The 20,998-nt window shown below is 66.3% G+C and carries 19 protein-coding genes; 4 read left to right on the top strand and 15 right to left on the bottom strand.

All coding sequences use genetic code 11. The features are described from left to right. Window positions 1–13: 13 nt before the first annotated feature. Complete coding sequence (locus BST42_RS07860; RefSeq protein WP_083118026.1) at window positions 14–2,113, top strand: MMPL family transporter; 2,100 nt, start codon at window positions 14–16, stop codon at window positions 2,111–2,113. Between the two features lie 9 nt (window positions 2,114–2,122). Further along, window positions 2,123–3,328: a cytochrome P450 gene (locus BST42_RS07855; RefSeq protein WP_083118025.1), complete on the top strand. Its 1,206-nt coding sequence runs from the start codon at window positions 2,123–2,125 to the stop codon at window positions 3,326–3,328. Here BST42_RS07855 and BST42_RS07850 read toward each other — a convergent pair. From BST42_RS07850 to BST42_RS07840, 3 genes are read right to left on the bottom strand one after another with little or no spacing between them, the layout of a single operon-like run. After that, on the bottom strand, window positions 3,295–3,999 hold the full coding sequence (locus BST42_RS07850; protein ID WP_237159308.1) for a hypothetical protein: 705 nt from the start codon (window positions 3,997–3,999) through the stop codon (window positions 3,295–3,297). The genes BST42_RS07855 and BST42_RS07850 overlap by 34 nt on opposite strands. A 19-nt stretch (window positions 4,000–4,018) precedes the next feature. Continuing rightward, window positions 4,019–4,657: a PaaI family thioesterase gene (locus BST42_RS07845; protein ID WP_083118024.1), complete on the bottom strand. Its 639-nt coding sequence runs from the start codon at window positions 4,655–4,657 to the stop codon at window positions 4,019–4,021. Beyond that, the gene (locus tag BST42_RS07840; protein WP_083118023.1) at window positions 4,654–5,949 is read right to left on the bottom strand and encodes an adenylosuccinate synthase; all 1,296 of its coding nucleotides are present in this window, start codon (window positions 5,947–5,949) and stop codon (window positions 4,654–4,656) included. Before BST42_RS07840 ends, BST42_RS07845 begins: the two co-directional genes overlap by 4 nt. Window positions 5,950–6,018: 69 nt before the next feature. On the opposite strand from BST42_RS07840, the gene BST42_RS07835 reads away from it, so the two are divergent. Both BST42_RS07835 and BST42_RS07830 read left to right on the top strand, forming a co-directional pair. Next, window positions 6,019–6,627, top strand: coding sequence for a peptidase M50 (locus BST42_RS07835; protein WP_083118364.1), 609 nt, complete (start codon window positions 6,019–6,021; stop codon window positions 6,625–6,627). 38 nt (window positions 6,628–6,665) lie between these two features. After that, the gene (locus BST42_RS07830) at window positions 6,666–7,445 is read left to right on the top strand and encodes a site-2 protease family protein (RefSeq protein ID WP_083118022.1); all 780 of its coding nucleotides are present in this window, start codon (window positions 6,666–6,668) and stop codon (window positions 7,443–7,445) included. A gap of 137 nt (window positions 7,446–7,582) precedes the next feature. Here BST42_RS07830 and BST42_RS07825 read toward each other — a convergent pair whose 3' ends face one another. The 12 genes from BST42_RS07825 to BST42_RS07770 all read right to left on the bottom strand — a co-directional run bounded on the left by BST42_RS07825 (window position 7,583) and on the right by BST42_RS07770 (window position 20,986). Next, window positions 7,583–8,416, bottom strand: a complete 834-nt coding sequence (locus BST42_RS07825) for an SDR family oxidoreductase (RefSeq protein WP_083118021.1) — start codon at window positions 8,414–8,416, stop codon at window positions 7,583–7,585. Window positions 8,417–8,430: 14 nt separating this feature from the next. After that, window positions 8,431–9,807 (bottom strand): aldehyde dehydrogenase family protein, encoded by a 1,377-nt coding sequence (locus tag BST42_RS07820; RefSeq protein ID WP_237159307.1) that lies wholly within the window; start codon window positions 9,805–9,807, stop codon window positions 8,431–8,433. A 13-nt stretch (window positions 9,808–9,820) separates the two neighbouring features. Beyond that, window positions 9,821–11,431 carry an acyl-CoA synthetase gene (locus BST42_RS07815; protein ID WP_083118019.1) on the bottom strand — a complete coding sequence of 537 codons (1,611 nt, stop codon included), beginning with the start codon at window positions 11,429–11,431 and terminating at the stop codon, window positions 9,821–9,823. Continuing rightward, window positions 11,428–12,252 carry an alpha/beta fold hydrolase gene (locus BST42_RS07810; protein ID WP_083118018.1) on the bottom strand — a complete coding sequence of 275 codons (825 nt, stop codon included), beginning with the start codon at window positions 12,250–12,252 and terminating at the stop codon, window positions 11,428–11,430. Before BST42_RS07810 ends, BST42_RS07815 begins: the two co-directional genes overlap by 4 nt. Beyond that, a complete protein-coding gene (locus tag BST42_RS07805) occupies window positions 12,249–13,505 on the bottom strand; it encodes an acyl-CoA dehydrogenase family protein (RefSeq protein ID WP_083118017.1) in 1,257 nt (418 codons plus the stop codon). The genes BST42_RS07810 and BST42_RS07805 overlap by 4 nt, the downstream gene beginning before the upstream one ends. A gap of 2 nt (window positions 13,506–13,507) precedes the next feature. Then, the gene (locus tag BST42_RS07800) at window positions 13,508–14,380 is read right to left on the bottom strand and encodes an SDR family oxidoreductase (RefSeq protein WP_083118016.1); all 873 of its coding nucleotides are present in this window, start codon (window positions 14,378–14,380) and stop codon (window positions 13,508–13,510) included. A gap of 20 nt (window positions 14,381–14,400) precedes the next feature. Further along, entirely contained in the window at window positions 14,401–15,273 is an 873-nt protein-coding gene (locus BST42_RS07795) for a MaoC/PaaZ C-terminal domain-containing protein (protein WP_083118015.1), read from the bottom strand. Between the two features lies 1 nt (window position 15,274). Beyond that, window positions 15,275–15,715 (bottom strand): type II toxin-antitoxin system Rv0910 family toxin, encoded by a 441-nt coding sequence (locus BST42_RS07790; protein ID WP_083118014.1) that lies wholly within the window; start codon window positions 15,713–15,715, stop codon window positions 15,275–15,277. Window positions 15,716–15,742: 27 nt separating this feature from the next. Beyond that, window positions 15,743–16,933: a lipid-transfer protein gene (locus BST42_RS07785; protein WP_083118363.1), complete on the bottom strand. Its 1,191-nt coding sequence runs from the start codon at window positions 16,931–16,933 to the stop codon at window positions 15,743–15,745. 105 nt (window positions 16,934–17,038) lie between these two features. Continuing rightward, window positions 17,039–17,653: a TetR/AcrR family transcriptional regulator gene (locus tag BST42_RS07780; RefSeq protein ID WP_083118362.1), complete on the bottom strand. Its 615-nt coding sequence runs from the start codon at window positions 17,651–17,653 to the stop codon at window positions 17,039–17,041. A 118-nt stretch (window positions 17,654–17,771) separates the two neighbouring features. After that, the gene (locus BST42_RS07775) at window positions 17,772–18,407 is read right to left on the bottom strand and encodes a TetR/AcrR family transcriptional regulator (RefSeq protein WP_083118013.1); all 636 of its coding nucleotides are present in this window, start codon (window positions 18,405–18,407) and stop codon (window positions 17,772–17,774) included. A 110-nt stretch (window positions 18,408–18,517) separates the two neighbouring features. Further along, window positions 18,518–20,986: an Ig-like domain-containing protein gene (locus tag BST42_RS07770; RefSeq protein ID WP_083118012.1), complete on the bottom strand. Its 2,469-nt coding sequence runs from the start codon at window positions 20,984–20,986 to the stop codon at window positions 18,518–18,520. Window positions 20,987–20,998: the final 12 nt, after the last annotated feature.

Raw genomic sequence — 20,998 nt, 5'->3', positions numbered from 1 at the left:
CTATGTTGGGGTCATGCACCGAGGACTCGAGGGCCGGCGACCCGTCTGGGACCGCGTCGGCGAGCTTGTCAGCAAGCGACTTTCCTGGCTGTTGGCGCTGATCATCGCGGTGATCGGCGGCGGATTGATGGGCGTCATAGGGCAGGGCTCGTCGGCCGATCAGTCACCGGTCGCCCTTCCCCCCAGCGCGGAATCCGCCAAGGCCGCCGCGGTGCTCAAGGAATTTCCGGGTGGCGGGGCGGCGCCGGTGATCCTCGTCGTCACGCGCACCGACGGCGAGGCGTTGACCCCTGCCGACCTGGCCGCCGCCGACGCGGCCCGCGGGCGGATGGTTGCCGAAACCGGCACGGGCGGTCCCCCGATTCCGGTCACCGCGTCCGAGGACGGCAAGGCCGCTCTGGCGCCGGTGCCGATCGACTCCACGCTGTCCGGGTTCGCACTCAACGATCAAGTCAAATCGCTGCGAGAGGCCGCCAAGTCGGGGCTGCCCGGTGACCTGACAACCAACGTCACCGGTGGACCCGCATTCGGCGCCGACATCGCGAATGCGTTCTCCGGGGCGAACATCACGCTGCTGGCCGTCACCGGCGCGGTGGTCGCGCTGCTGTTGATCATCACCTACCGATCCCCGGTGCTGTGGCTGGTTCCTCTTCTCGTCATCGCGTTCGCCGATCGGGTGGCCGCGGTGCTGGGTTCGGCGATCGCCGAAGGCACCGGCATGACCGCCGACGGTTCGACGTCCGGCATCACCAGCGTGCTCGTGTTCGGCGCCGGGACGAACTATGCGCTGCTGTTGATTTCGCGCTATCGGGAGGAATTGCGTTCGACCGGAGATCACCGTGCCGCGCTGCGCACGGCGGTCCGGTTCGCCGGGCCTGCGATCGCGGCCAGCAACGCGACGGTGGTGCTGGCCTTGCTGACGCTGCTGTTCGCGTCGTCGCCGAGCACCCGTAGCCTCGGCGTCCAGGCGGCGTCCGGGCTGGTGGTCGCGGCCGTGTTCGTGCTGCTGATGCTTCCGCCGCTGCTGGCATTGTTCGGCCCGAAGCTGTTCTGGCCGTTCATACCTCGCCCCGGCGGTGAACAGATCACCGCCACCGGCGCCTGGCATCGGGTCGCCGACTGGGTGTCCAACCATGCCGGCCGGGTCACCGTCGCCTCCACGGCGGTGCTGATCGTGCTGGCGACCGGGTTACTGGCAACCCCGGTGGGGCTGAACCAGATCGACCAGTTCCGGGTCAGCGCCGACTCGGTGGCCGGTTATCGGACGCTGTCGGCGCACTTCCCCAGCGGCTTGACCGACCCGACGCGGGTCATCGGTCGCAGCGACGCCGGCGTCGCGCTGGAGGCGGCCATCCGGAGCACCCCGGGCGTCATCTCGGTCAATCCGGCGGGCAACTCGGCCAGCGGCCTCGGTCAATGGCAGGTCGTGCTCGCCGCCGAGCCGGCCTCCGAGGCCTCGTTCGATACCATTGCTGCCCTTCGTGATTCAGTCCACCGCGCCGATCCCGGCGCGCTCGTCGGCGGATCTGATGCACAGGCACTGGACGCCAAGAATGCAGCCGTACACGACCGCTGGGTGGTGATCCCGGCGATCCTGATCGTCGTGCTCGCGGTGCTGTACATCCTGCTGCGGGCTGCGCTGGCACCGCTGATCCTGGTCGCCGCCACCGTGCTGTCCACCATGGCCGCACTCGGCCTTGGCGGCTGGGTCAGCGTGCACCTGCTCGGCTTTCCCGCGCTGGACAACACCACCCCGCTGTTCGCCTTCCTGTTCCTGGTCGCCCTTGGCGTGGACTACACGATCTTCCTGGTCACCCGGGCACGCGAGGAGACCCCACAGCACGGCACCCGCGGCGGGATCGTGCGGGCGGTGTCAGCGACCGGCGCGGTCATCACCAGCGCCGGCATCGTGCTGGCGGCGGTGTTCACCGTGCTGGGCGTGCTGCCGCTGATCGTGCTCACCCAGCTGGGGATCATCGTCGGCCTGGGCATCCTGCTGGACACCTTCGTGGTTCGTACAGTGGTGATCCCGGCGCTGTTCACCCTGATCGGCCCGGCGATCTGGTGGCCGGCGTTCTCCCGCGCAGAGATCGAACCCGCCGAACGCGCGTAACGTCGTGGCATGACATCTGCCGCCGCACCGCCACCACTGCATATGCGGCGCAACGGGTTCGATCCCACACCGGAACTGCGCGACATCCGGGACGGCAGCGGAGTGGTCACCACCGTCAACGCGTTCGGCATGCAGGTGTACCTGATCACCCGCTACGACGACGTCCGGGCGGTGCTCTCCGATCACGAGCACTTCGCCAACGGACGGCCACCGGGCTTCGTGCTGCCCGGTGCACCGCGGGTGCCCGAGGAGGAACAGGCCACCGCCCGCGCAGGCAACCTGCTCGCCCTCGATCCACCCCAGCACACCCGATTGCGGCGGATGCTGACCGGTGAGTTCACCGTGCGCCGGATGAAAGCGCTCGAACCGCGCATCGTCGAGATCGTCGAGTCACGACTGGATGCGCTCGAGACTGCCGGTGCGCCGGCCGATCTGGTGGCCGAGTTCGCCCTGCCGATTCCGTCGCTGGTCATCTGTGAACTGCTCGGCGTGCCGTATTCCGACCGGGAGGATTTCCAGCGACGCAGCGCCCGTCAGCTTGATTTGTCCATCCCGATTCCCGAACGCCTGGAGCTGGTGCGCCAGGGCCGCGAGTACATGGGCACCCTGGTCGCGGCGGCCCGACGCGCGCCAGGTGAGGACATGCTCGGCATGCTGGTGCGTGACCACGGCACCGAGCTGAGCGACAACGAACTGATCGGCATCGCCGGTCTGCTGCTGCTCGCCGGCCACGAGACCACGTCGAACATGCTGGGATTGGGGACCCTGGCGTTGTTGCGCCACCCCGAACAGCTCGCCGCGGTCCGTGACGACCCCGACGCGGTCGCCCCCGCCGTCGAGGAACTGCTGCGCTGGCTGTCGATCGTGCACAGCAGCATCCCCCGCCTGGCCACCACCGACACCGAGGTCGCAGGCGTAGCGATCCCGGCCGGCAGTCTGGTGCTGGCGTCCTTGGCGTCCGGCAACCGGGACGCGGCCTTCGTCGACGATCCCGACGTGCTGAACATCAGACGAGACATCGTGAGCCACTTGGCATTCGGTCATGGGGTGCACCATTGCCTGGGCGCGCCGCTGGCCCGGATGGAGATGCGCATCGCGTTCCCGGCACTGCTGCGGCGCTTCCCGGCACTGGCCTGCGCCGAGCCGTTCGACGAGATCGAGTTCAAGCCGTTCCACTTCATCTACGGCCTGCGGTCCCTGGCGGTCGCCTGGTGATCCTCGAACACGCCCGCGCGGGCGAGCAGAAGAACGCTCACCACCAACACCCAGATCGGGAAGCTCAAGGTGAGCCACATGCTGACATCACTGGCGATCAACAACGCCGCCGCGAGCAGATAGCTGACATACACCAGCCACCGCGGCATCAGGCGGGTGCGCAACCAGATCGTCGCCAGCGAGATCATGAACACCGCGGCCATCCGTAGCGCATAGGTCTTCGACAGGGTCAGCACCACCATCTGCCCGAACAGCGCCACCTCGCTGTTGCCGAGCAGATCGTGGCCGAGCGCACTGTTGCCCGCTGCCAGCCCCGCTCCGATCGCGCTCGTCACGAACATCATGGCCAGGAACAGCAGTCCGCTGCCGAGGAACACCGTGCCGAAGAACCGGTCTTCGAGCCGGCCAAGGCCGTCGCGCACCACGCCGATGAACCACAGGAAACTGATCCCCGCGAATGGCATCAGAACCGCCGCGATCTTCATCTTGCCGCTGGCGGCGTCCAGCCACTGCGACCCGGGCTGCGCCCCCTCGGGTAGCGACGAGCGGATCAGGATCAGGTTGGCGCCGAACAACAACGCGAACGCGACCCCGGCCGCCGCGGCAGCCCGCGGCGTGGTCAGGCTTTTCAGGGTTGACGAGCGCTTGGTGTCAATGTTGGAGCCGGCCACACGATTATCGTGACAGACGTCAGGGCTGGCCGGGCAGCAGACGCACCATCAATCCGTGCGCTTCCGCGCAGAGTGTGCCGTCCGGATCTCTCATCTCGGCGTTGACGAAGGCCTTGCGCCCCTCGGCTTCCCGGAGCCAGCCGCGCACCGTGAGCTCGGTGTCGATCGGGGTGACGTTGCGGTAGTCGACATGCAGGAACGCGGTGCGGCTGATGGGGCGGCCGGTGGCGTGAATAACCATCCCGAACACCGAGTCGAACGTCAACGGCAGCACGCCGCCGTGCACGGCGTAGTTGCCACCGACATGAAACCGGCTGAACCGGACAGTCAATTCGACTGCCTCAGAATCGAATTGGGTGACCCGATACGGGGGCATCAGCAGGCTGCCCGCACCGGGCAGGCTGGGCACCCGGTTGGCAGGTCCGACCCCTTCGGCTGCTTCGAACGGTCCGAGTAGCGCAACCAGCTGATCGGCAAGGTCGGCGGCCGCGGTCCAGGTGTCCGGGTCCGGGTCGGCAGAGACCGCCAGGTCCTGCGCCCGCCGCATCGCGGTCAGGAACCTGCCGAAGCCTTCACCGGGCCGGGCGACTTCGAATTTCGGGAAGCCGCCGTGCTTGTAGTAGTCGGGGTCGAGATCGTATTCGTCTCGGTCGGTCATCGGGGAGCCAGCACGTCGCGGCGCACGATCGTCTGGTCCCGTCCCGGTCCCACCCCGATGCACGAAACGTAGGCCCCGGCAAGCTCTTCCAGACGCAGCACGTAGTCCCGCGCCTTGGCAGGCAGGTCGTCGAATTCGCGAGCGCCGGAGATGTCCTCCCACCAGCCGGGCAGCTCCTCGTAGACCGGTTCGGCGCGGGCGATGTCACTTTGGGTCATCGGCATCTCGTCGGTGCGCTTGCCATCGACGGTGTAGCCAACGCAGATCGGCACGGTCTCCAGGCTGGACAACACGTCAAGCTTGGTCAGGAAGTAGTCGGTGATGCCGTTGACCCGGGTGGCGTAGCGGGCGATCACCGCGTCGAACCAGCCGCAGCGGCGCGCCCGGCCGGTGGTGACGCCGACCTCGCCGCCGGTCTTGGACAGATATGCGCCGTTCTCGTCGAACAGCTCGGTGGGGAACGGCCCCGATCCGACCCGGGTGGTGTAGGCCTTCAGGATCCCGAGCACAGTGGTGATCCGGGTGGGGCCGATGCCGGACCCGACGGCGGCGCCGCCTGCGGTGGGGTTCGACGACGTGACGTACGGGTAGGTGCCGTGGTCGACGTCGAGCAGCGTGCCCTGGGAGCCCTCCAACAGCACCGTCTCGCCGGACTCCAGCGCGGTGTTGAGCTGCAGGCGGGTGTCGGCGATGCGGTGCTTGAAGCCGTCGGCCTGGGCCAGCAGCGTCTCGAGCACCTCCTCGGCGTCGAGCGCCTTACGGTTGTAGATCTTGACCAGCACCTGGTTCTTGAGCTCGAGGGAGGCCTCGATCTTGGCAGCCAGCAGGTCGCGGTCCAGGACGTCGGCGACGCGGATGCCCATCCGGGCGATCTTGTCCTGGTAGCAGGGCCCGATGCCACGACCGGTGGTGCCGATCTTCTTGCTGCCCATGTAGCGCTCGGTGACCTTGTCGATCGCCACGTGATAGGGCATCAGCAGGTGCGCATCCGCCGAGATCAGCAGGCCCGAGGTGTCGACGCCCCGATCCTCGAGCCCGGCGAGCTCGCCCAGCAGTACGCCCGGGTCGACGACGACACCGTTACCGATGACGTTGGTGACGCCGGGTGTGAGGATGCCCGATGGGATGAGGTGCAGGGCGAAGTTCTCGCCTGTCGGCAGTACGACGGTGTGGCCGGCGTTGTTACCGCCTTGGTATCGCACCACCCACTGCACGCGCCCACCGAGCAGATCGGTGGCTTTTCCTTTGCCCTCGTCACCCCACTGGGCGCCGATGAGGACGATTGCCGGCATGGTATTTCTCCTGCTTATTGTGGTGCAGCCGGTGACCTACCCTATCGGAGCGCAGCACGAGGAGTGTCGTTGACCAACACCACGATCACCGTGTTGCGTTTCGGGGGCCGCCGGCTGCCCCGCGCGCTGGCCTCCCTGGAGCACCGCGACGGTGACGATCCGGCCGAAATCGATGCCGCCGTCGCGGGGGCCTCGCGGGTGATCGTGGTGGGTTCGACAGCCGACCTGGCGGCGGTGCTGACCCGGCTGATGCGCCTCGAGCGCCTCGACGTGGAGGTCGCCAGGGTGTCCCGGTGGCGCGGCGCCCGGCGAGCGTTGACCGGTGTGGCACAACGTATTCCGTTGATCCGCGACGAGACCGGAACGGCGGTGGTGGACGCCGCGTTCTGGCTGCCGCCCGGCGATGAACGGGTGATCCGGGGCGAAGCCGTCGTCGATGACCAGGTGCTCTTCGACGGTGAGGTGACCGCGGTGCGGGTCGAGCCGATCACCGCGATGCCCGGCCTGCGGGCGGCGGCTTTGACCGGCCGGATGCGTCCGCGGCGCTGGCTGACCGGACGCGCCGTCCAGCTCGGCACCACCGGCGCCCGGGTGGTGCGCGACGGGTCCCTGATGCCGCGAGAGGTGAAGCGCTCAGCCTTCTACCGGCACACGACGGGGTGGCTGCGGGTCTCGTAAGGACCAGGTCGCGGCGGTGTCTCCGGTAGTTTCGTGAGGTGAGCGTTCGACCGCTGCGCCAATCGGTGCGGCCCAGCCCCGTCTTCCTGGTGATCGTCGCGATCACGGTTGCCGGCGGAGTGCTGGCCTGGCTGGCCGCCGAAACCGTGCGGCCGCTGGCCTACGTCGGGGTGTTCATCTTCGTCATCGCCGGCTGGGTGGTCTCGCTGTGCCTGCACGAGTTCGGCCACGCGTACACGGCCTGGCGCTTCGGTGACCATGACGTCGCGATCCGCGGCTACCTCACCCTCAACCCACTGAAGTACACCAGTCCGCTGCTGTCGCTGGCTCTTCCACTGCTGTTCATAGCGCTGGGCGGCATCGGGCTGCCGGGCGGCGCGGTCTATGTCCGCACCTTCTTCATGACGCCGCGACAGCGCACCATGGTCAGCTTGGCCGGGCCGGCAGCCAATCTGCTTCTGGCCGTCGTACTGCTCGTGGCCACCCGGATGTTCTACGACCCCGCCCACGGCGTGTTCTGGTCAGCGGTGGCGTTCCTGGGCTTCCTGCAGATCACCGCCTTGCTGCTCAACCTGCTGCCGATTCCGGGTCTGGACGGCTACGGCGCGCTCGAGCCCCACCTGAGTCCCGAAACACAACGCGCGGTGGCCCCGGCCAAGCAGTTCGGGTTTTTGTTCCTGCTGGTTCTGCTGCTGGCCCCGGCCATGAACCAATGGTTCTTCTCGGCGGTGTTCTGGTTCTTCGACCTCTCCGGAGTGCCCGGCGGCCTGGCGTCCATCGGGTCTCAACTGACCCGGTTCTGGTCCGCCTGGATCTGATCTCAGGCACCAAGACGGGGGGCAGCGATCCCCTCCGTCGTTGCCCCCCGGCTCGGTCCATCCCCCGGATTGGCAGTCTCAACTTATCCACGAAAGCGAACGCCGGGCAGCGACTTGGCAAGAAATTTCCCGTTGCGTCAGTGCCGGGTGGACTGTTCGATCCGCGAGTCGTACGTCCGCCGGACATCGCCGTCTCCTTCGAGCATCCGGTGGTCGGCACCGAGCAGCCCCATCGCCGTAGCGCGCGCACGGGCGGGCAAGAGTCCGTAGACCGCAGTCAGCGGGCCAAGCCTGCGTGGCACGTACACCGAGCGCCTTCCGCGGCGTACCGCCTCCACGATCGCAGCTCCGACAACCTCGGGAGCACACGTCCGCATCAGCCAGTGGTCGGACAGACCCGCGGAAAGCTCAGTCCTGACCATGCCCGGGTAGACGGTGGTGAAAGTGATGCCGGTTGCAGCGGCTTCGAGCGAGACGGCCTCGGTGAAGCCGGCGACCGCGAATTTGGTGGCGGTGTACGTCGACACACCACCAAAGCCCATCCTGGCCGCCGCCGAAGCGACGTTCACCACGTGGCCGGAATGCCGCGACGCCATCCGCTCCATCGCGAGTTGGGTTCCGTAGATGACCCCGGCAACGTTGATGGCGAGCTGACGCTGGATTGACTGGGCCGTCTCATCCACTGCAGGCGCCACCGGCATGATCCCGGCATTGTTGATCAACACGTCGAGGGGACCCAGGGCATCGGTCACGGAGTCGAGGAAAGCCGCAAAGCTGGCACGGTCGGTGACGTCGACCTCGCCCCACCAGCATCCGATCGCGGCTGCGGTCAGCTCCGACTGCTGGACGTCGACGTCGCCGATGGCCACCTTGGCTCCGGCCCGGACGAACGCCGACGCGGTCGCCGCTCCGATTCCGCGGGCGCCGCCGGTCACCACCACGACGCGATCCCTCAGGTTCGTTGTTGCCATGTCGTCTCTCTCCTCTATGCGAACCGGCGCCGCAGCCCGCGTGCGCCGATCAACCGCGAAACCCGGCGCATGATCGCTCGGCGCAGCGGCGTGTACGGGTACCAGGTGAGTTCGCGGGCGGGCGCGACTCGCGCGGCCACGATCGCCTGCGGCCGGCAGAACTTCAGGATCGCGTCGCTGCCGCCCCGCGATCCCAGGCCGGACTCTTTCCACCCGGCCTGCGGCAACGCCAAGGTGAACAAGTTGGCGAAGACATCGTTGATATTGACCGCGCCCGCGTCGATGCGTCGCGCGATACGTTCGGCGCGGCGCGCGTCACCGCTGAACACCACGGCCGACAGGCCGTAACGGGAGTCGTTGGCCAGCCGCACTGCCTCGTCTTCATCGTCCACCCGCACGATCGGCAGCAGCGGTCCGAAGGTCTCCTCCGTCATGCACAGCATGTTGTGGTCGGTATCGGTGAGCACCGTTGGGCCTTCGCCATGGCCGATCAACTCGGTTGCGCCGCGGGCGATCGCGTCATCACGGTGTCGGCGCACCACTTCCCCTTGGGCCCGATTGGTGAATCCGCCCATGTCGATCCCGGTGCGCAACCGACCCGCTTCGGCGACAACCCGAGCGACGAACTCGTCGTAGACCGCCGATTCGACGTAGACCCGTTCGACGGAGACACACATCTGGCCGTAATTGGCCATCGCACCCCACACCGCGGCGTTGGCCGCCCGCGGCACATCGGCGTCGTCGAGCACGATCATGGCGTCCTTGCCGCCGAGTTCCAGTGCGCAGGGCACCAAGCGCTCCGCGGCCACCCTCGCGATGGCTCGTCCTGTGCGCGCGGAACCGGTGAACTGGATGAAGTCGACGGTGGCGGCTACCGCCGCGCCGTGCCTGCCGTCGCCGCACACCACGTCGAGCACCGGCGGTGCGCCGATGGCGGCCCAGCCGTCCACCGCGGCCGACACCGCCGACGGAGCCAGCTCCGACGGCTTGACAACGACAGCGCAGCCGGCCAACAGCGCGGGCACCGCATCCAGAAGTGACAGTCCCACCGGGAAGTTCCACGGTGTGATGACGCCGACCACCGGATACGGTCGCTGAACGATCAGCTGGCGCTTGGTGATTGCCAGCAACCCGTGTGGACTCGGACGGCGCTCGGCCAGCAGCCGCGGCGCCCGCTTGCTGTGATAGTTGATCGCCTCGATGACGTAGGGAACTTCCAACCCCGCCTCGGCGGGCGGCTTGCCGGTCTCCTGCATCAGCAGACGTTCAAGTCGGGACTGGTTGTCCCACAGCCAGTCCCGATACTCCGACAACCACCGCGTCCGGTCCGAGACCGGCAGTGCCGCCCAGCGCCGTTGGCTGTCCCGTAATTGTGCGACGACCGCGCTCACCGACGTGACCGTGTCAGTCACTCTGCCGCCCAGCCATCAAGAGTTTCTTGAGCACCTTGCCGGTCTCGTTCCGCGGTAACGCATCGACGAAGACCACGTCTCGCGGTATCTTGTGGCGGGCCAACCTATTCCGAACGTAGTCCTTGACGTCGTCGGCACCAAGGCCGGCACCGTCCCTGACCACGACATAGGCACACAGACGTTGACCGAAGTCGTCGTCAGGCATTCCGACGACCGCGGCCTCGGCAACGGAGGGATGCTCACTGAGTAGGTTCTCCACCTCTACCGGGTAGACGTTCTCGCCCCCGGAAACGATCATGTCGTCGTCGCGCCCGTCGACAAACCACAGGCCCTGATCGTCGAAATGTCCAGTGTCGCCAGAGGACAACAGCCCGTCGATGACCTTCTTGCTGCCGCCGTCGGTATATCCCGAAAAGCTCAGGCCGCTCGACACATACAGCGTTCCGCTCTGCCCCGGGCGGGTGATCAGACGGTCGTTCGCGTCGTAGGCCGCGATACGGCATCCGACAGGAGGTCGACCGACCGTGCCCGGCGCAGCGCGCAGCTCCCCGGGCGTGGCCACCGCGGCGGTGGCGACTTCTGTCGAGCCGTAGAGGTTGTAAAGCACGTCGCCGAACGCCTCTGATGTGCGACGGCACACTTGAGGGGAAAGCGCGGACCCGGCCGCGAAAATCACCCGCAGTGACGAGGTGTCGTACCGGCCGATGATGTCCGGTCCGAGGTCGAGGATCCTGCTGAGCATGGTCGGTACCAGGACGATGGCACCGGCTCGGTGCTGCTCGATCGCGGCGAGAGCAGTCAGAGGATCGAACCTCCTGGACAGCACGATGTGATTGCCCAAAGCCAAACCGACTGTGGTCGTTGCCAACCCCGTGGCGTGGAAGAGTGGCGCGGCGACGACATAACAGCCGTTTGCCGGCCAGGGGATGCGGTCAAGAAGTTGAGCGGACTGCACCGGGCTGATCCGGTCGCGCGGGGCACCCTTGGGAGTGCCGGTGGTCCCGCTGGTCAACAACACCACGCCGCCGGGACGGGGTGGATACGGCATCGGGTCGGCGGACCGGCTCGACGCCAGGTCGTCGAGGGTGGGACGAGTGGGCGCTTCATCGGCCCAGTTCAGCAGCACGTCCACGCCATCCGACAGCGCGGCGAACGCGTCCGAGAACTCCTGATCGGCCAGCACGAGGCTGACCCGTTCGCGCACGCATACGTCGCGCAACTGGGGGCCGGCGAACCCGGTGTTCAGCAGAACCGTTCGCACGCCGGCCTTTCCCGCGGCGGCCAGGCCGACCATCACACCGCGGTGGCTGCGGTTGAGCAAGCCGATGGTCGAACCGCCTCCGAGCCGGAGGTCGACCAAGACCCGTGCCACGGCATTCGACAGCTGGTCGAGTTCGCGGAAGGTCAGTGTTCCGCGATCGTCGGTCAGCGCAGGCGAGTCCCCGTGACGCGCGGCGGTGTAGGTGACCAACCCGCCGAACGAACCATAGTGCCGCAGAGCCTTTGCCGCAGTTACCAACTCGGCAGGATTGGCCAGGTTGATCATGCGTCGCCGTTGCAGCACCGCGACAGCGCGTAACAGGTTCACCAGCTGCCCGCTCATGGCAGCCCCAAGATCAGTCGCACGACCTCGCGCGGGTCGTCGAGTTGCGGGCAGTGTCCCGAGCGCGGCAGCACCACGAGATCACTGCCCGCGAGCTGTTTGTGCAGGGTACGACTGGCATGGACGGGAATGATGCGATCCCTGGCTCCGTGCGCGACGACCGCCGGGCAGGTGATCTGCAGATCGCGATGCCCGTCGGCTGTTTCATGCGCGTACTGAAATGCGTAACGGCCCAGCGATGCCAATGCCTCAGGTCCACCGACCATGCGTCGCCATCGGGCAACGACGGCAGGGTCGACGCGACCGTCGGGACCGTAGAGCATGTGGCGCACAGCCTTTTCGGTCGCCCATCGCAGCACGCCCGCCGGGATCGGCAGCCTCGCCGCGGTGTGCCATACCTGCGGCGGAAGCCGCCGGTGGCGAGCCAGCCGAGCGGGCAGGTGGCGCGCGTTCAGTGGGTCGTTGAGTGCCAGAACCGCCTGTACGGCGGCTGGGTTGCGGGATGCCGCCCGTATCGCCGTCGCCGCACCCAACGAGTTGCCCACCAAGATGGCAGACCCGAACTCTGCTAGCAGCGCGTCGGCGAAGGCGTCGAACTGCGGCAGCAGCGGGCCCGGCCGGCGCCGGTCTGCCCACCCGAACCCGGGAAGGTCGACCGCAATGGCACGACGGCCCGCGGACTCCAGGTGATCGAGCACCGTCCGCCAAGTGTCTGCCGAATCCGCGTAGCCGTGGAGCAGCAGGACCGGAAGGCCGTCACCGTCCACCGAGAGGACCCGGGTTCGCACGCCGTCGTAGCAACCCGTCCCGGTAACGATCATGCCGAGAGCAGTCCCTTGGCAATGTGCGTCACCTGGACCTCATTGCTGCCCGCGTAGATCATCAACGACTTGGCGTCGCGCGCCAGCCGTTCCACGTGGTACTCCGCCATGTATCCGTTGCCGCCGAAAAGCTGGACAGCCTCCATGGCCACCTCGGTGGCAGCTTGCGAGGAGTAGAGCTTGATGGCCGATGCTTCAGACAGCGATGGCAACCGGCCTGAGCTGAGAGCTTCCAGTGTCTGGAACACCATGTTCTGCACGTTGATTCGCGCGACCTCCATCTGGGCCAGCTTCAGCTGGATCAGCTGGAACTGGCCGATGTTCTTACCCCACAGAGTGCGGGTCTTGGCATAGTCGACGCACAGCCGGTGGCACTCGTTGATGATGCCCAAGGACATCAACGCGATACCGATTCGCTCACCGGCGAAGTTGGCCCTGGCGCTGTCACGTCCGTCACCACCGCCGTGCTGCTCTGTCTCGCCGAGCAGCCGGTCCGGTCCGAGCCGGACGTTGTCGAAGAACAACTCGCCGGTGGGGGACGACATCATGCCCATCTTCTTGAACGGCCTGCCCTGGGTCAGCCCGGGCATGCCGGCGTCGAGCACAAAGGTGAGCACGGGCCGGTCACGCTTGTCGATGCCGGAGCTGGCCCCGTCATCGAGCTTCGCGTAGACCACGATCACGTCGGCGTCGGGCCCGTTGGTGATGAAGGTCTTCTGACCGTTGAGGATGTAGTCCGAACCATCCTTTCGCACATAGGTTTTCATGCCACCGAAGGCGTCGGAGCCGGCGTCGGGCTCGGTGATCGCCCATGCCGCGATCTTCTCCAGTGTCATGAGTTCGGGGAGCCACCGTTCCTTCTGTGCGAGCGTCCCGCGCGACATGATCGTAGAGGCGCCAAGGCCGAGGCTGACCCCGATGGTGGACAGCAGACCGATACTCACCGCGGCGAGTTCGGTCACCAACACTGCGGCCATCGAGGCCTGCGCGCCGACCGCACCGATCCCGCCGCCCCGTGAGGTGCGCGGCGCGGCATCTGCGGATTCTGCCTTCGCGCGCTCACGATCCAGCATCGTCTTCACCGCTTCGGCGGCCATCACGTCCAGGCCGAACTCGCTGAACAGCTTTCGCGCGATCGGATACGGTGACAGGCGTCCGGTCTCGAGATCTTCGAGATGCGGACGGATCTCTTTGGCGATGAACTCCCGCGCGGTGTCGCGCATGATGATGTCGGTGTCCGACCATTCGATCATGGTCAGGCTCCCGGCAATCGTGCGGCGATATCGTCGATCTCCCAGACCTTGTCGGTCTCGATCGTTTCCACGTCGTGCCAGCCACGCAACTGTGAGATGGCACCGCCTTGCACGGCGTAGACCTGGCCGGTGGCCGAGCATTTCTCGCTCGCGAGGTACGCCACCAACGGCGAGATGTTGGCCGGCGAAAATAGATCGAGCCCACCATCTTCCGGTTCGGCCATCAACGACCCCATGCCGGGCGTCGCCAACGTCAGCCGGGTCCGCGCGATGGGAGCAATGGCATTCACCCGGACGCCGTAGCGCTCCAGTTCTTCGGCGGCGATCAGAGTCAATGCCGCGATTCCGGCCTTCGCCGCACCGTAATTGGCCTGACCCGCATTGGGGATGGTGAGCCCAGAGCCCGACGCGGTGTTGATCACCGCGGCGACCGGCTGGTCACCGGACTTGGACTGTGCCTTCCAGTACTCCGAGGCGTGGTGCAGCATCGCGAAGTGGCCCTTCAGGTGCACGGTGACCACGGCGTCCCACTGCGACTCGTCCATTCCGGCGATGAACGCATCGCGCAGAATGCCGGCGTTGTTCACCAGAACGTCGAGGCGGCCGAACTCGTCGATCGCCTGCTGCACGAGGCCCTTGGCACCCGCCCAGCTGGAAACGTTGTCGCCGTTGGCGACTGCGCGGCCACCCGCGGCGGTGATCTCCGCGACCACCTCGTGTGCCGGCCCGGAATCGGCACCCTCACCGGTGTTCGATCCACCGAGGTCGTTGACCACCACGAGGGCGCCCTCGCGGGCGAACAGCAGCGCGTGCTCGCGGCCTATTCCGCGGCCGGCACCCGTGATGACGGCAACCCGCCCGTCCAGAATTCCCATCTGTCTACTCCTGTGTTGTTTCAGTTCTTGTCGGCGATGACGGCCAGACCGTCGGTGATCGCCATCTCGCCGGCAGCGGCCCGGCTGGTCTCGAACGCGTAGGTCGTCACACCGTCGCCGCCGGACTGCTTCCAGATCTGGGTCTCGAGATCGTCACCGGGGAGCACCATCTTGGAGAATCGCACCGCCAGCCTCTTGAGGCGGCTGACGTCCGAATCGGCCACCTCGGTCAGCACGGCCCACGAGGTGAACGCCATGGTGCACAGGCCGTGCGCGATGATGCCCGGCAGGCCCGCATCAAGGGCCACTTCCTCGTCGAGATGGATCGGCATCGGGTCACCGGAGGCGGGTGAGTACCGGAACGTCTGGTCGAGGTCGACGTGCTGGTTCACCTTCGCGATCGGCGCGTTCGCCCGTAACCCTTCTTCGAACTTGTGTGACGGGGTCAGCGTGCCGATCTTCTTGCCTGCGTTGAAACCTCGCACGAAGCACGTCACGTACTGCTCGTTGACGAGCTCGCCGTCCTCGGTGCGGCATTCGACGAGGATGGCTGCGCGGGTGCCGTTGTCGAGGCCCTCGTAGCCGATCATCTTGCCCCGGGAGACGAGCTTGTCGCCCGGCCGGATCGCCCGGTGGAAGAAGAAGTCCTGCTCGCCGTGCACCACTCGCGGCACCAGTTCGACCGGCAGCACATCCACTGTCGGCATCATCATCGCCTCGAAGACCGGGACGATCGCGAAGACCGGCGGCGCGATATCTCCCGACCGATGTGCGGTGATCGGATCGTTGGTGGCCGCAGCATATTCCGCGATGCGATCCCGGGTAACCTCGAAGTGGTCGTCCTCGGTCCAGGTGTCCAGTCCCGAGTCGTCGAATTGCAGCGTGTCGGTCATGTCAGACGGCTGCCGAGGCCAACTCGTCGAGCTTGGCCAGTGTCTTGTCCAGCTGCTTGGCACCGTCCTTCTCGACGGCCTTGGCCAGCGCACCCTTGACGAGCGCACCTTCGAAGTCACCGGCGACGGTGAAGCGCGATCCGGTTCCTACCGGCTCGATGGTGAACCTGAAATCAGCCTTCACGCCAGCCATTCCGGTGCCGCCGAGCGCAAGGCTCGTGGGTGCGTCGACAGACTTCACCGCCCATTCGATCTTGTTGGCCATATTGAGCATGACGATCTTGGCGGTGAGCCGGGCTCCAGTGGTCAGGGTGGCCGGCGGCTCGTCGAGCCACTTGTCATGAACGGTGAACCACTGACCCCACGTGTTCGGGTCGGAGATGATGTCCCACAGCGCTTCCGGGCTGGCAGCCAGCTCCCGTGTCGCTTCGATGTGTCCCATTACAGATGTTTCCTTTCGTCTCCGGTGTCAGCGCTCAGCGCGCTGGTAGGCGGTCACGACAGCCGCGCCGCCGAGGCCGATGTTGTGTTGCAGGGCGGCGGTCACATCCGACACCTGCCGTTTGTCCGCGGTGCCGCGCAGCTGCCAGGTCAGCTCCGCGCATTGCGCCAAGCCGGTGGCTCCTAGGGGGTGACCTTTGGAGATCAGGCCACCGGACGGGTTCACCACCCATCGGCCGCCATAGGTCGTGTCACCGGAGTCGACGAGCTTGTGGGCTTCACCTTCACCACACAGGCCGAGGGCTTCGTAGAGCAGCAGCTCGTTGGCGCTGAAACAATCGTGCAGTTCGATGACCTGGAAGTCATCGGGGCCCAGACCCGCTTGATCGTAAACCCGCCGCGCCGCTTCGACATTCATGTGATGGCCGATCAACGCCTTACAGGTTCCGTCAAATGTGTTGGTGAAGTCGGTGGTCATCGCCTGGCCGACGATCTCGACGGCCTGCCCGGCCAGGCCGTGCCGGTCGACGAATGCTTCGGAGGCCAGGATCGCCGCTCCCGAGCCATCCGAGGTCGGCGAGCACTGCAGCTTGGTCAGCGGGTCGTAGATCATCGGCGCGGCGAGGATGTCCTCGAGGCTGTACTCCTCTTGGAACTGTGCATAGGGGTTGTTGACCGAATGTCGATGATTCTTGTAGCCGATCTTGGCGAAATGCTCTGCGGTGGAGCCGTATTCCTTCATGTGCTCACGCCCGGCAGCGCCGAACATCCAAGGGGCCGGCGGGAACAGAACCTCGGATATCTCGGCCAGCGCCAGGAAGTGGTTCTCCATCGGTTGCGCCCGGTCGTTGAACGTCGAACCCAACGAGCCCGGCTGCATCTTCTCGAAGCCCAGGGCCAGCGCGCACTCGGCCAGTCCACCCCGAATGGATTGCGCGGCAAGGTAAAGCGCCGTCGATCCGGTCGAGCAGTTGTTGTTGACGTTGACCACCGGGATACCGGTCATACCCAGCTCGTACAGTGCGCGTTGTCCGGATGTCGATTCCCCGTAGACGTAGCCGACAAAAGCTTGATCGATCTCGTCGTAATCGATTCCGGCGTCCTCGATCGCCTTGCTGCCGGCTTCCTGGGCCATTTCGGGGTAGTCCCATCCCTCTCGCCGGCCAGGCTTCTCGAACTTGGTCATTCCCACGCCGATCACGAACACTCTGTTCGCCATCACCACTCCCTCTCCCGGCATCGCTGGCATCAGTGAGACGCCGATTCCAGAAACATACCGGCCGGCACGTATCTTCGCAAGGGCCGATTCGGACGCGCCTGGTGGTCAGTCGTCGAGCAGCGCACGCGAGATCTCGGGCCGCAGGTGCAGGGCCGCCCGCTCCCAACGATCGCGTGCGCGAAGTTGATTGCGGTCAGCCAGGCTGGCGACCAGGATTCCGCGCAGTGCGTCCATGGCGGTGTAGATGGCGTTGCGCAGTTCCCTCTTCGACACTTGGCCCGGCACGAACTGGGCGATGGCTTCGACGATCGCGCCGTTGACTCGTGGCTCGACCCGTGCGACATGCGCAGCCAAGACGTCGTCGGTCCAAGATGCAGCCCAAAGTTCCATAGTCGCAACAAATACCGCGCCCTGATGGGTTTCCCACAGCAGCTCCAACACGCTGCCGGCGATGTCCGGGCTGTTGCGTAGACGGCAGCGTTCACGGACGACCGCCTGGATCCGCTGTTCGGCGAGATGCTCGACTGCCGTCACCACGAGCTGCTCTTTTGACTTGAAATGATGCCCTTGGGCGCCGCGCGTAACACCGGCGATGGCCGCGATGCGGTGTGTGGTTGTGCCGGCATAGCCATATGCCACAAGACATTCCACGGTGGCTGCGAGAAGACGCGATCGCATTGCCGCGGTTCGCTCCAACTGCGTCCTGGGCGCGTCGGGCATGCCGGCACCGGCCACCACGTCCTCCGATCGCTGCTGTGCGCAGGGATACTACATGCGTACCGGAGTGTATGTAAGTGCCGGAACCGATATCGGCGACAGCGGACTGGCCGGGACTCGACTAGTCAGAGGCCTTGGCGGCCAACGCCTCTGAGAGCATTGCGGCCAGGTAGACGCACGCGCGGTCCCACCGCCGACGGGCTTGGGCCTGGTCCCGATCGACGAAACCCACGACCAGAATCCCCCGCAGCGCATCCATCGCGGTGTACAACACATTGCGGACATTCTTGCGTGCCGCGTGATCGGGCAACAGTTGAGCGACGGCCGTGATCAGTGTGCTGTTGACCATCGGTTCGACCCGTGCCACCTCCTTCGCCAGGACGTCATCGGTCCTGGCGGCCACCCACAACTCGATGGTGGCGACAAACATGTCACCCTGGTGCGAATTCCACAGGAATTCGAGTACCCCCGCAACCGGGTCGGGTCCTTTCCAGATGCCGGCGTCCTGGCGCATGGCCTTCTGAATCCGCTGTTGCGCAAGGTACTCGACGGCGGCGACGACCAGATCTTCTTTTGAACGGAAATGGTGCACCTGCGCCCCGCGGGTCACACCGGCAATCTCGGCGATCCGCGGAGTGGTCGTGCCGGCGTATCCGTAGGTCACCAGACACTCGATCGTCGCGTCGAGCAGCCGAGTCCGCATGGCTGCGGTGCGCTCAGCTTGAGTCCGGCGCTCACCCACGCTCACCACAACCATTGCCGCCTTACGACATCCCGATCCTCATGAGAATCGTCGTTTGTCGGACATCGTAGCGATCGAGTCGCGTATTGGTGCTCCCGCCGTGCCGAAACGGTCGGTCGGCATCGTCAGACGGCCGGTGTCCCCATCACCAGATGGTTGCCGTTCATCGATGACTCGATGGTGCCCTGAATCGTCTGCTGGTTGGTGATCACCACCTTGTCTGCCCGCAGCCACCCGATTTCATTACCGTCAGCATCGGTGACCGTGATGTTGGCGTTGTAGGTGATCGACGTAAGCGTGGCGTTGGCGACAGTCGATTCGGTCCCGTTCAGGATGTAGCCAGAGCTGTCCTCGAAGTTGGTGTAGGTGACCGTCGTCGTTGTCAGTTTGCCGCTCGTGGTCTTGACGACTTGCGCGTCGCCGCCCACGAGGCCGGCCCGTCCCGGTTCCAGCTGCGGCAGCGTGGGGACGAATCCCGATAGCGCCGGCGCCCATCCGGTCATGTCGGGCGTGGAGGTGTCGGTGGGCAGTGCGCCGCCGCCGGTCTCGCTGAGGTACGCCACAACCAGTCGGCTTCGGGTCGCGTCGGACGCCTGCGCTTCCCAGAGCGCGACCGCGGTGCCGTCAGGGCCCCAGTTCGCCACTGGCCGCGAGATATACGTCCCGGTCGGATCCCCGAGGAAGATACCGTTCTCGCCGGCCAACTCATCCGCGGGCGAGACGACCCAGGTCTGGTTCGTGGTGCCGCGCTTTGCCAAGAAGGTCGGAAACACCACGTAGGCGGGGACGAAGCTCGGCCTGACGATCTGCGTCATCGGCGTCAGGTAATTCAGCGTGCGGGAGCTTCCGATGACCAGCCACTGCCCATTGGGCGACAGGTTTGCGCTCTCGTCGTAGTCCAGGTTGGCGGTCAGCCGGGTGATCGATCCGTTCTGCAGGTTCACCACGACGTCGTCGGCGTTGCCCTGGTTGTAGCGGCCATAGAAGTCGGTGACGATGACGCCCTTGCCGTCCGGCGTGAAGGCCTTGATTTCACCGGCGTCGTACACCACCCGCGAGTCGACGATGTCGTAGCCGTTCGGGCCGGCCTGCAACGTGCCGACACTGGTGACCAGAACAGTCTTGGTTCCCGAAGCGAGTAGCTGGGTGTAGGCGATGTGCGTGCTGTCCGGAGCCATGCGCATCTCGCGGGTCTGGACGACGACCACGCCCGGAGCGTATTGGGTCGGCAGATTGATCAACGAGAGCGACGAGCCCTCGCCACAGCCACCGTCCCCGCCGGTGCAGTGCAGGATGAAGTGGTCGGCCGACGTTCCTCCGGTCGGCGACTGCGTGCCACCGCTGAGGAGGTAGTCCGTCCCGTTGGCCATGGCGAAGGGTTTCGAGAGATCCTCGGTGACGTCGGGGGCGAGTCCGCATGAGAGGCACCGAAGGTTGGTGCCGTCGACGTCGATTCGATATATCTCGGACCTGCCGCCGCCCTGCGGAGTCGCGGAGAACACCAAGGACTTGCCGTCGGGAGTGAAGTTGGGTTCGCGGGGCGCCAGCACGCTGTCGGGCACCTGTACCACGTAACGGGCCGGGGCGACCGGAACAGTGACCGTCTGAGAGACGGACCCGAACCGGTCGGTTGCGGTCACCACGAACGTATCGGTCATCGGCGTAGCGCCGTCGGCGGCCAGCCGCGCCTCTTGCGTGGGGGTGTATGTGTACACACCGGAGTTGCTCACGGTTACCGTCCCGCGCGTCGGCGCTGTCGTGACGGTGTAGGACAGTGGCAGCTCGCCTGGCGCCCGAAAACCGAGATCGCCGGTGACCGCACCAGTGGGAGCGTCGGGCATGCCGACGGTCGGACCATCCGCGTACGGCGCGGGATGGAAGGCGATCTCGACGACATTGGTGATTGCGGTCGTGATCGTCCGCACTGCCACAACGGTGGCCTGCACCGTCGCCCGCACCGCGCTGCTGACGAAGCGCACCGTCGTCGCCACCGCGGCCTCGATGTGTCTGACGAGTGAGTGCAGGGCCTGCTGGATTGGCCCGGCGACCACCGCGTCGAAGGCCACTTGGGGCACCGGTGCGGAGGCAGCGAGGTTCATCGAACCGGGGTGCCCGGGCGCGGGTTGTCGCTGCGGCAGGGCGATGTTCTCGACGTCACGAGCGGCATAGGCCAACACGTCGGCCAAACCCGCCGGGGATCCTGTCGGCGTGGGCGCGGTCGGAACCGTCGCGAGGACGGCGCGAGGAGGCGTCGTGCGTCGATCGAGTGTCGCCGACGCTCGTCGCATGATCACCGGCGCACCGGCGGATTTCGGTGCGACAACATTTGACCGCGACGTCGGATCCTTGGCGCCGGCGAGCGTGGCCGCCGACGGCGTTCGCCTGCCCGCAGCGGTAGCGTGCTTGGGTCCGTGGTCAGCAGCCGATGCTCCGGCCGGTGCGGTGGAACCGGTCGTATCAGCGTGGGCAACGCCTGCCCCGTAGGCCAGCGCGGCGCCCATACCCAGCGTGATCGCGCTCAGCCCCAGCCAGCCGTACGGCTCCAACCGGCCACCCCGATTAGCGCGCTGGTTGCCCTCCACTGACCTATCCATGGTTCCTCCGAA

Source organism: Mycolicibacterium rhodesiae (assembly GCF_002086695.1).
GTDB lineage: Bacteria > Actinomycetota > Actinomycetes > Mycobacteriales > Mycobacteriaceae > Mycobacterium > Mycobacterium rhodesiae.
The sequence above is the reverse complement of the archived record's forward strand: the minus strand, read 5'-3'. Positions and strand labels throughout refer to the sequence as shown.

Excerpts from the sequence above, each read along its gene's own strand:
- BST42_RS07770 (WP_083118012.1), bottom strand. The coding sequence starts at position 20,986 with ATGGATAGGTCAGTGGAGGGCAACCAGCGCGCTAATCGGGGTGGCCGG.
- BST42_RS07790 (WP_083118014.1), bottom strand. The coding sequence starts at position 15,715 with ATGGGACACATCGAAGCGACACGGGAGCTGGCTGCCAGCCCGGAAGCG.
- BST42_RS07815 (WP_083118019.1), bottom strand. The coding sequence starts at position 11,431 with ATGAGCGGGCAGCTGGTGAACCTGTTACGCGCTGTCGCGGTGCTGCAA.
- BST42_RS07800 (WP_083118016.1), bottom strand. The coding sequence starts at position 14,380 with ATGGGAATTCTGGACGGGCGGGTTGCCGTCATCACGGGTGCCGGCCGC.
- BST42_RS07775 (WP_083118013.1), bottom strand. The coding sequence starts at position 18,407 with ATGGTTGTGGTGAGCGTGGGTGAGCGCCGGACTCAAGCTGAGCGCACC.
- BST42_RS07805 (WP_083118017.1), bottom strand. The coding sequence starts at position 13,505 with ATGATCGAATGGTCGGACACCGACATCATCATGCGCGACACCGCGCGG.
- BST42_RS07795 (WP_083118015.1), bottom strand. The coding sequence starts at position 15,273 with ATGACCGACACGCTGCAATTCGACGACTCGGGACTGGACACCTGGACC.
- BST42_RS07825 (WP_083118021.1), bottom strand. The coding sequence starts at position 8,416 with ATGGCAACAACGAACCTGAGGGATCGCGTCGTGGTGGTGACCGGCGGC.
- BST42_RS07845 (WP_083118024.1), bottom strand. The coding sequence starts at position 4,657 with ATGACCGACCGAGACGAATACGATCTCGACCCCGACTACTACAAGCAC.
- BST42_RS07840 (WP_083118023.1), bottom strand. The coding sequence starts at position 5,949 with ATGCCGGCAATCGTCCTCATCGGCGCCCAGTGGGGTGACGAGGGCAAA.
- BST42_RS07855 (WP_083118025.1), top strand. The coding sequence starts at position 2,123 with ATGACATCTGCCGCCGCACCGCCACCACTGCATATGCGGCGCAACGGG.
- BST42_RS07810 (WP_083118018.1), bottom strand. The coding sequence starts at position 12,252 with ATGATCGTTACCGGGACGGGTTGCTACGACGGCGTGCGAACCCGGGTC.
- BST42_RS07780 (WP_083118362.1), bottom strand. The coding sequence starts at position 17,653 with ATGCCCGACGCGCCCAGGACGCAGTTGGAGCGAACCGCGGCAATGCGA.
- BST42_RS07785 (WP_083118363.1), bottom strand. The coding sequence starts at position 16,933 with ATGGCGAACAGAGTGTTCGTGATCGGCGTGGGAATGACCAAGTTCGAG.
- BST42_RS07860 (WP_083118026.1), top strand. The coding sequence starts at position 14 with ATGCACCGAGGACTCGAGGGCCGGCGACCCGTCTGGGACCGCGTCGGC.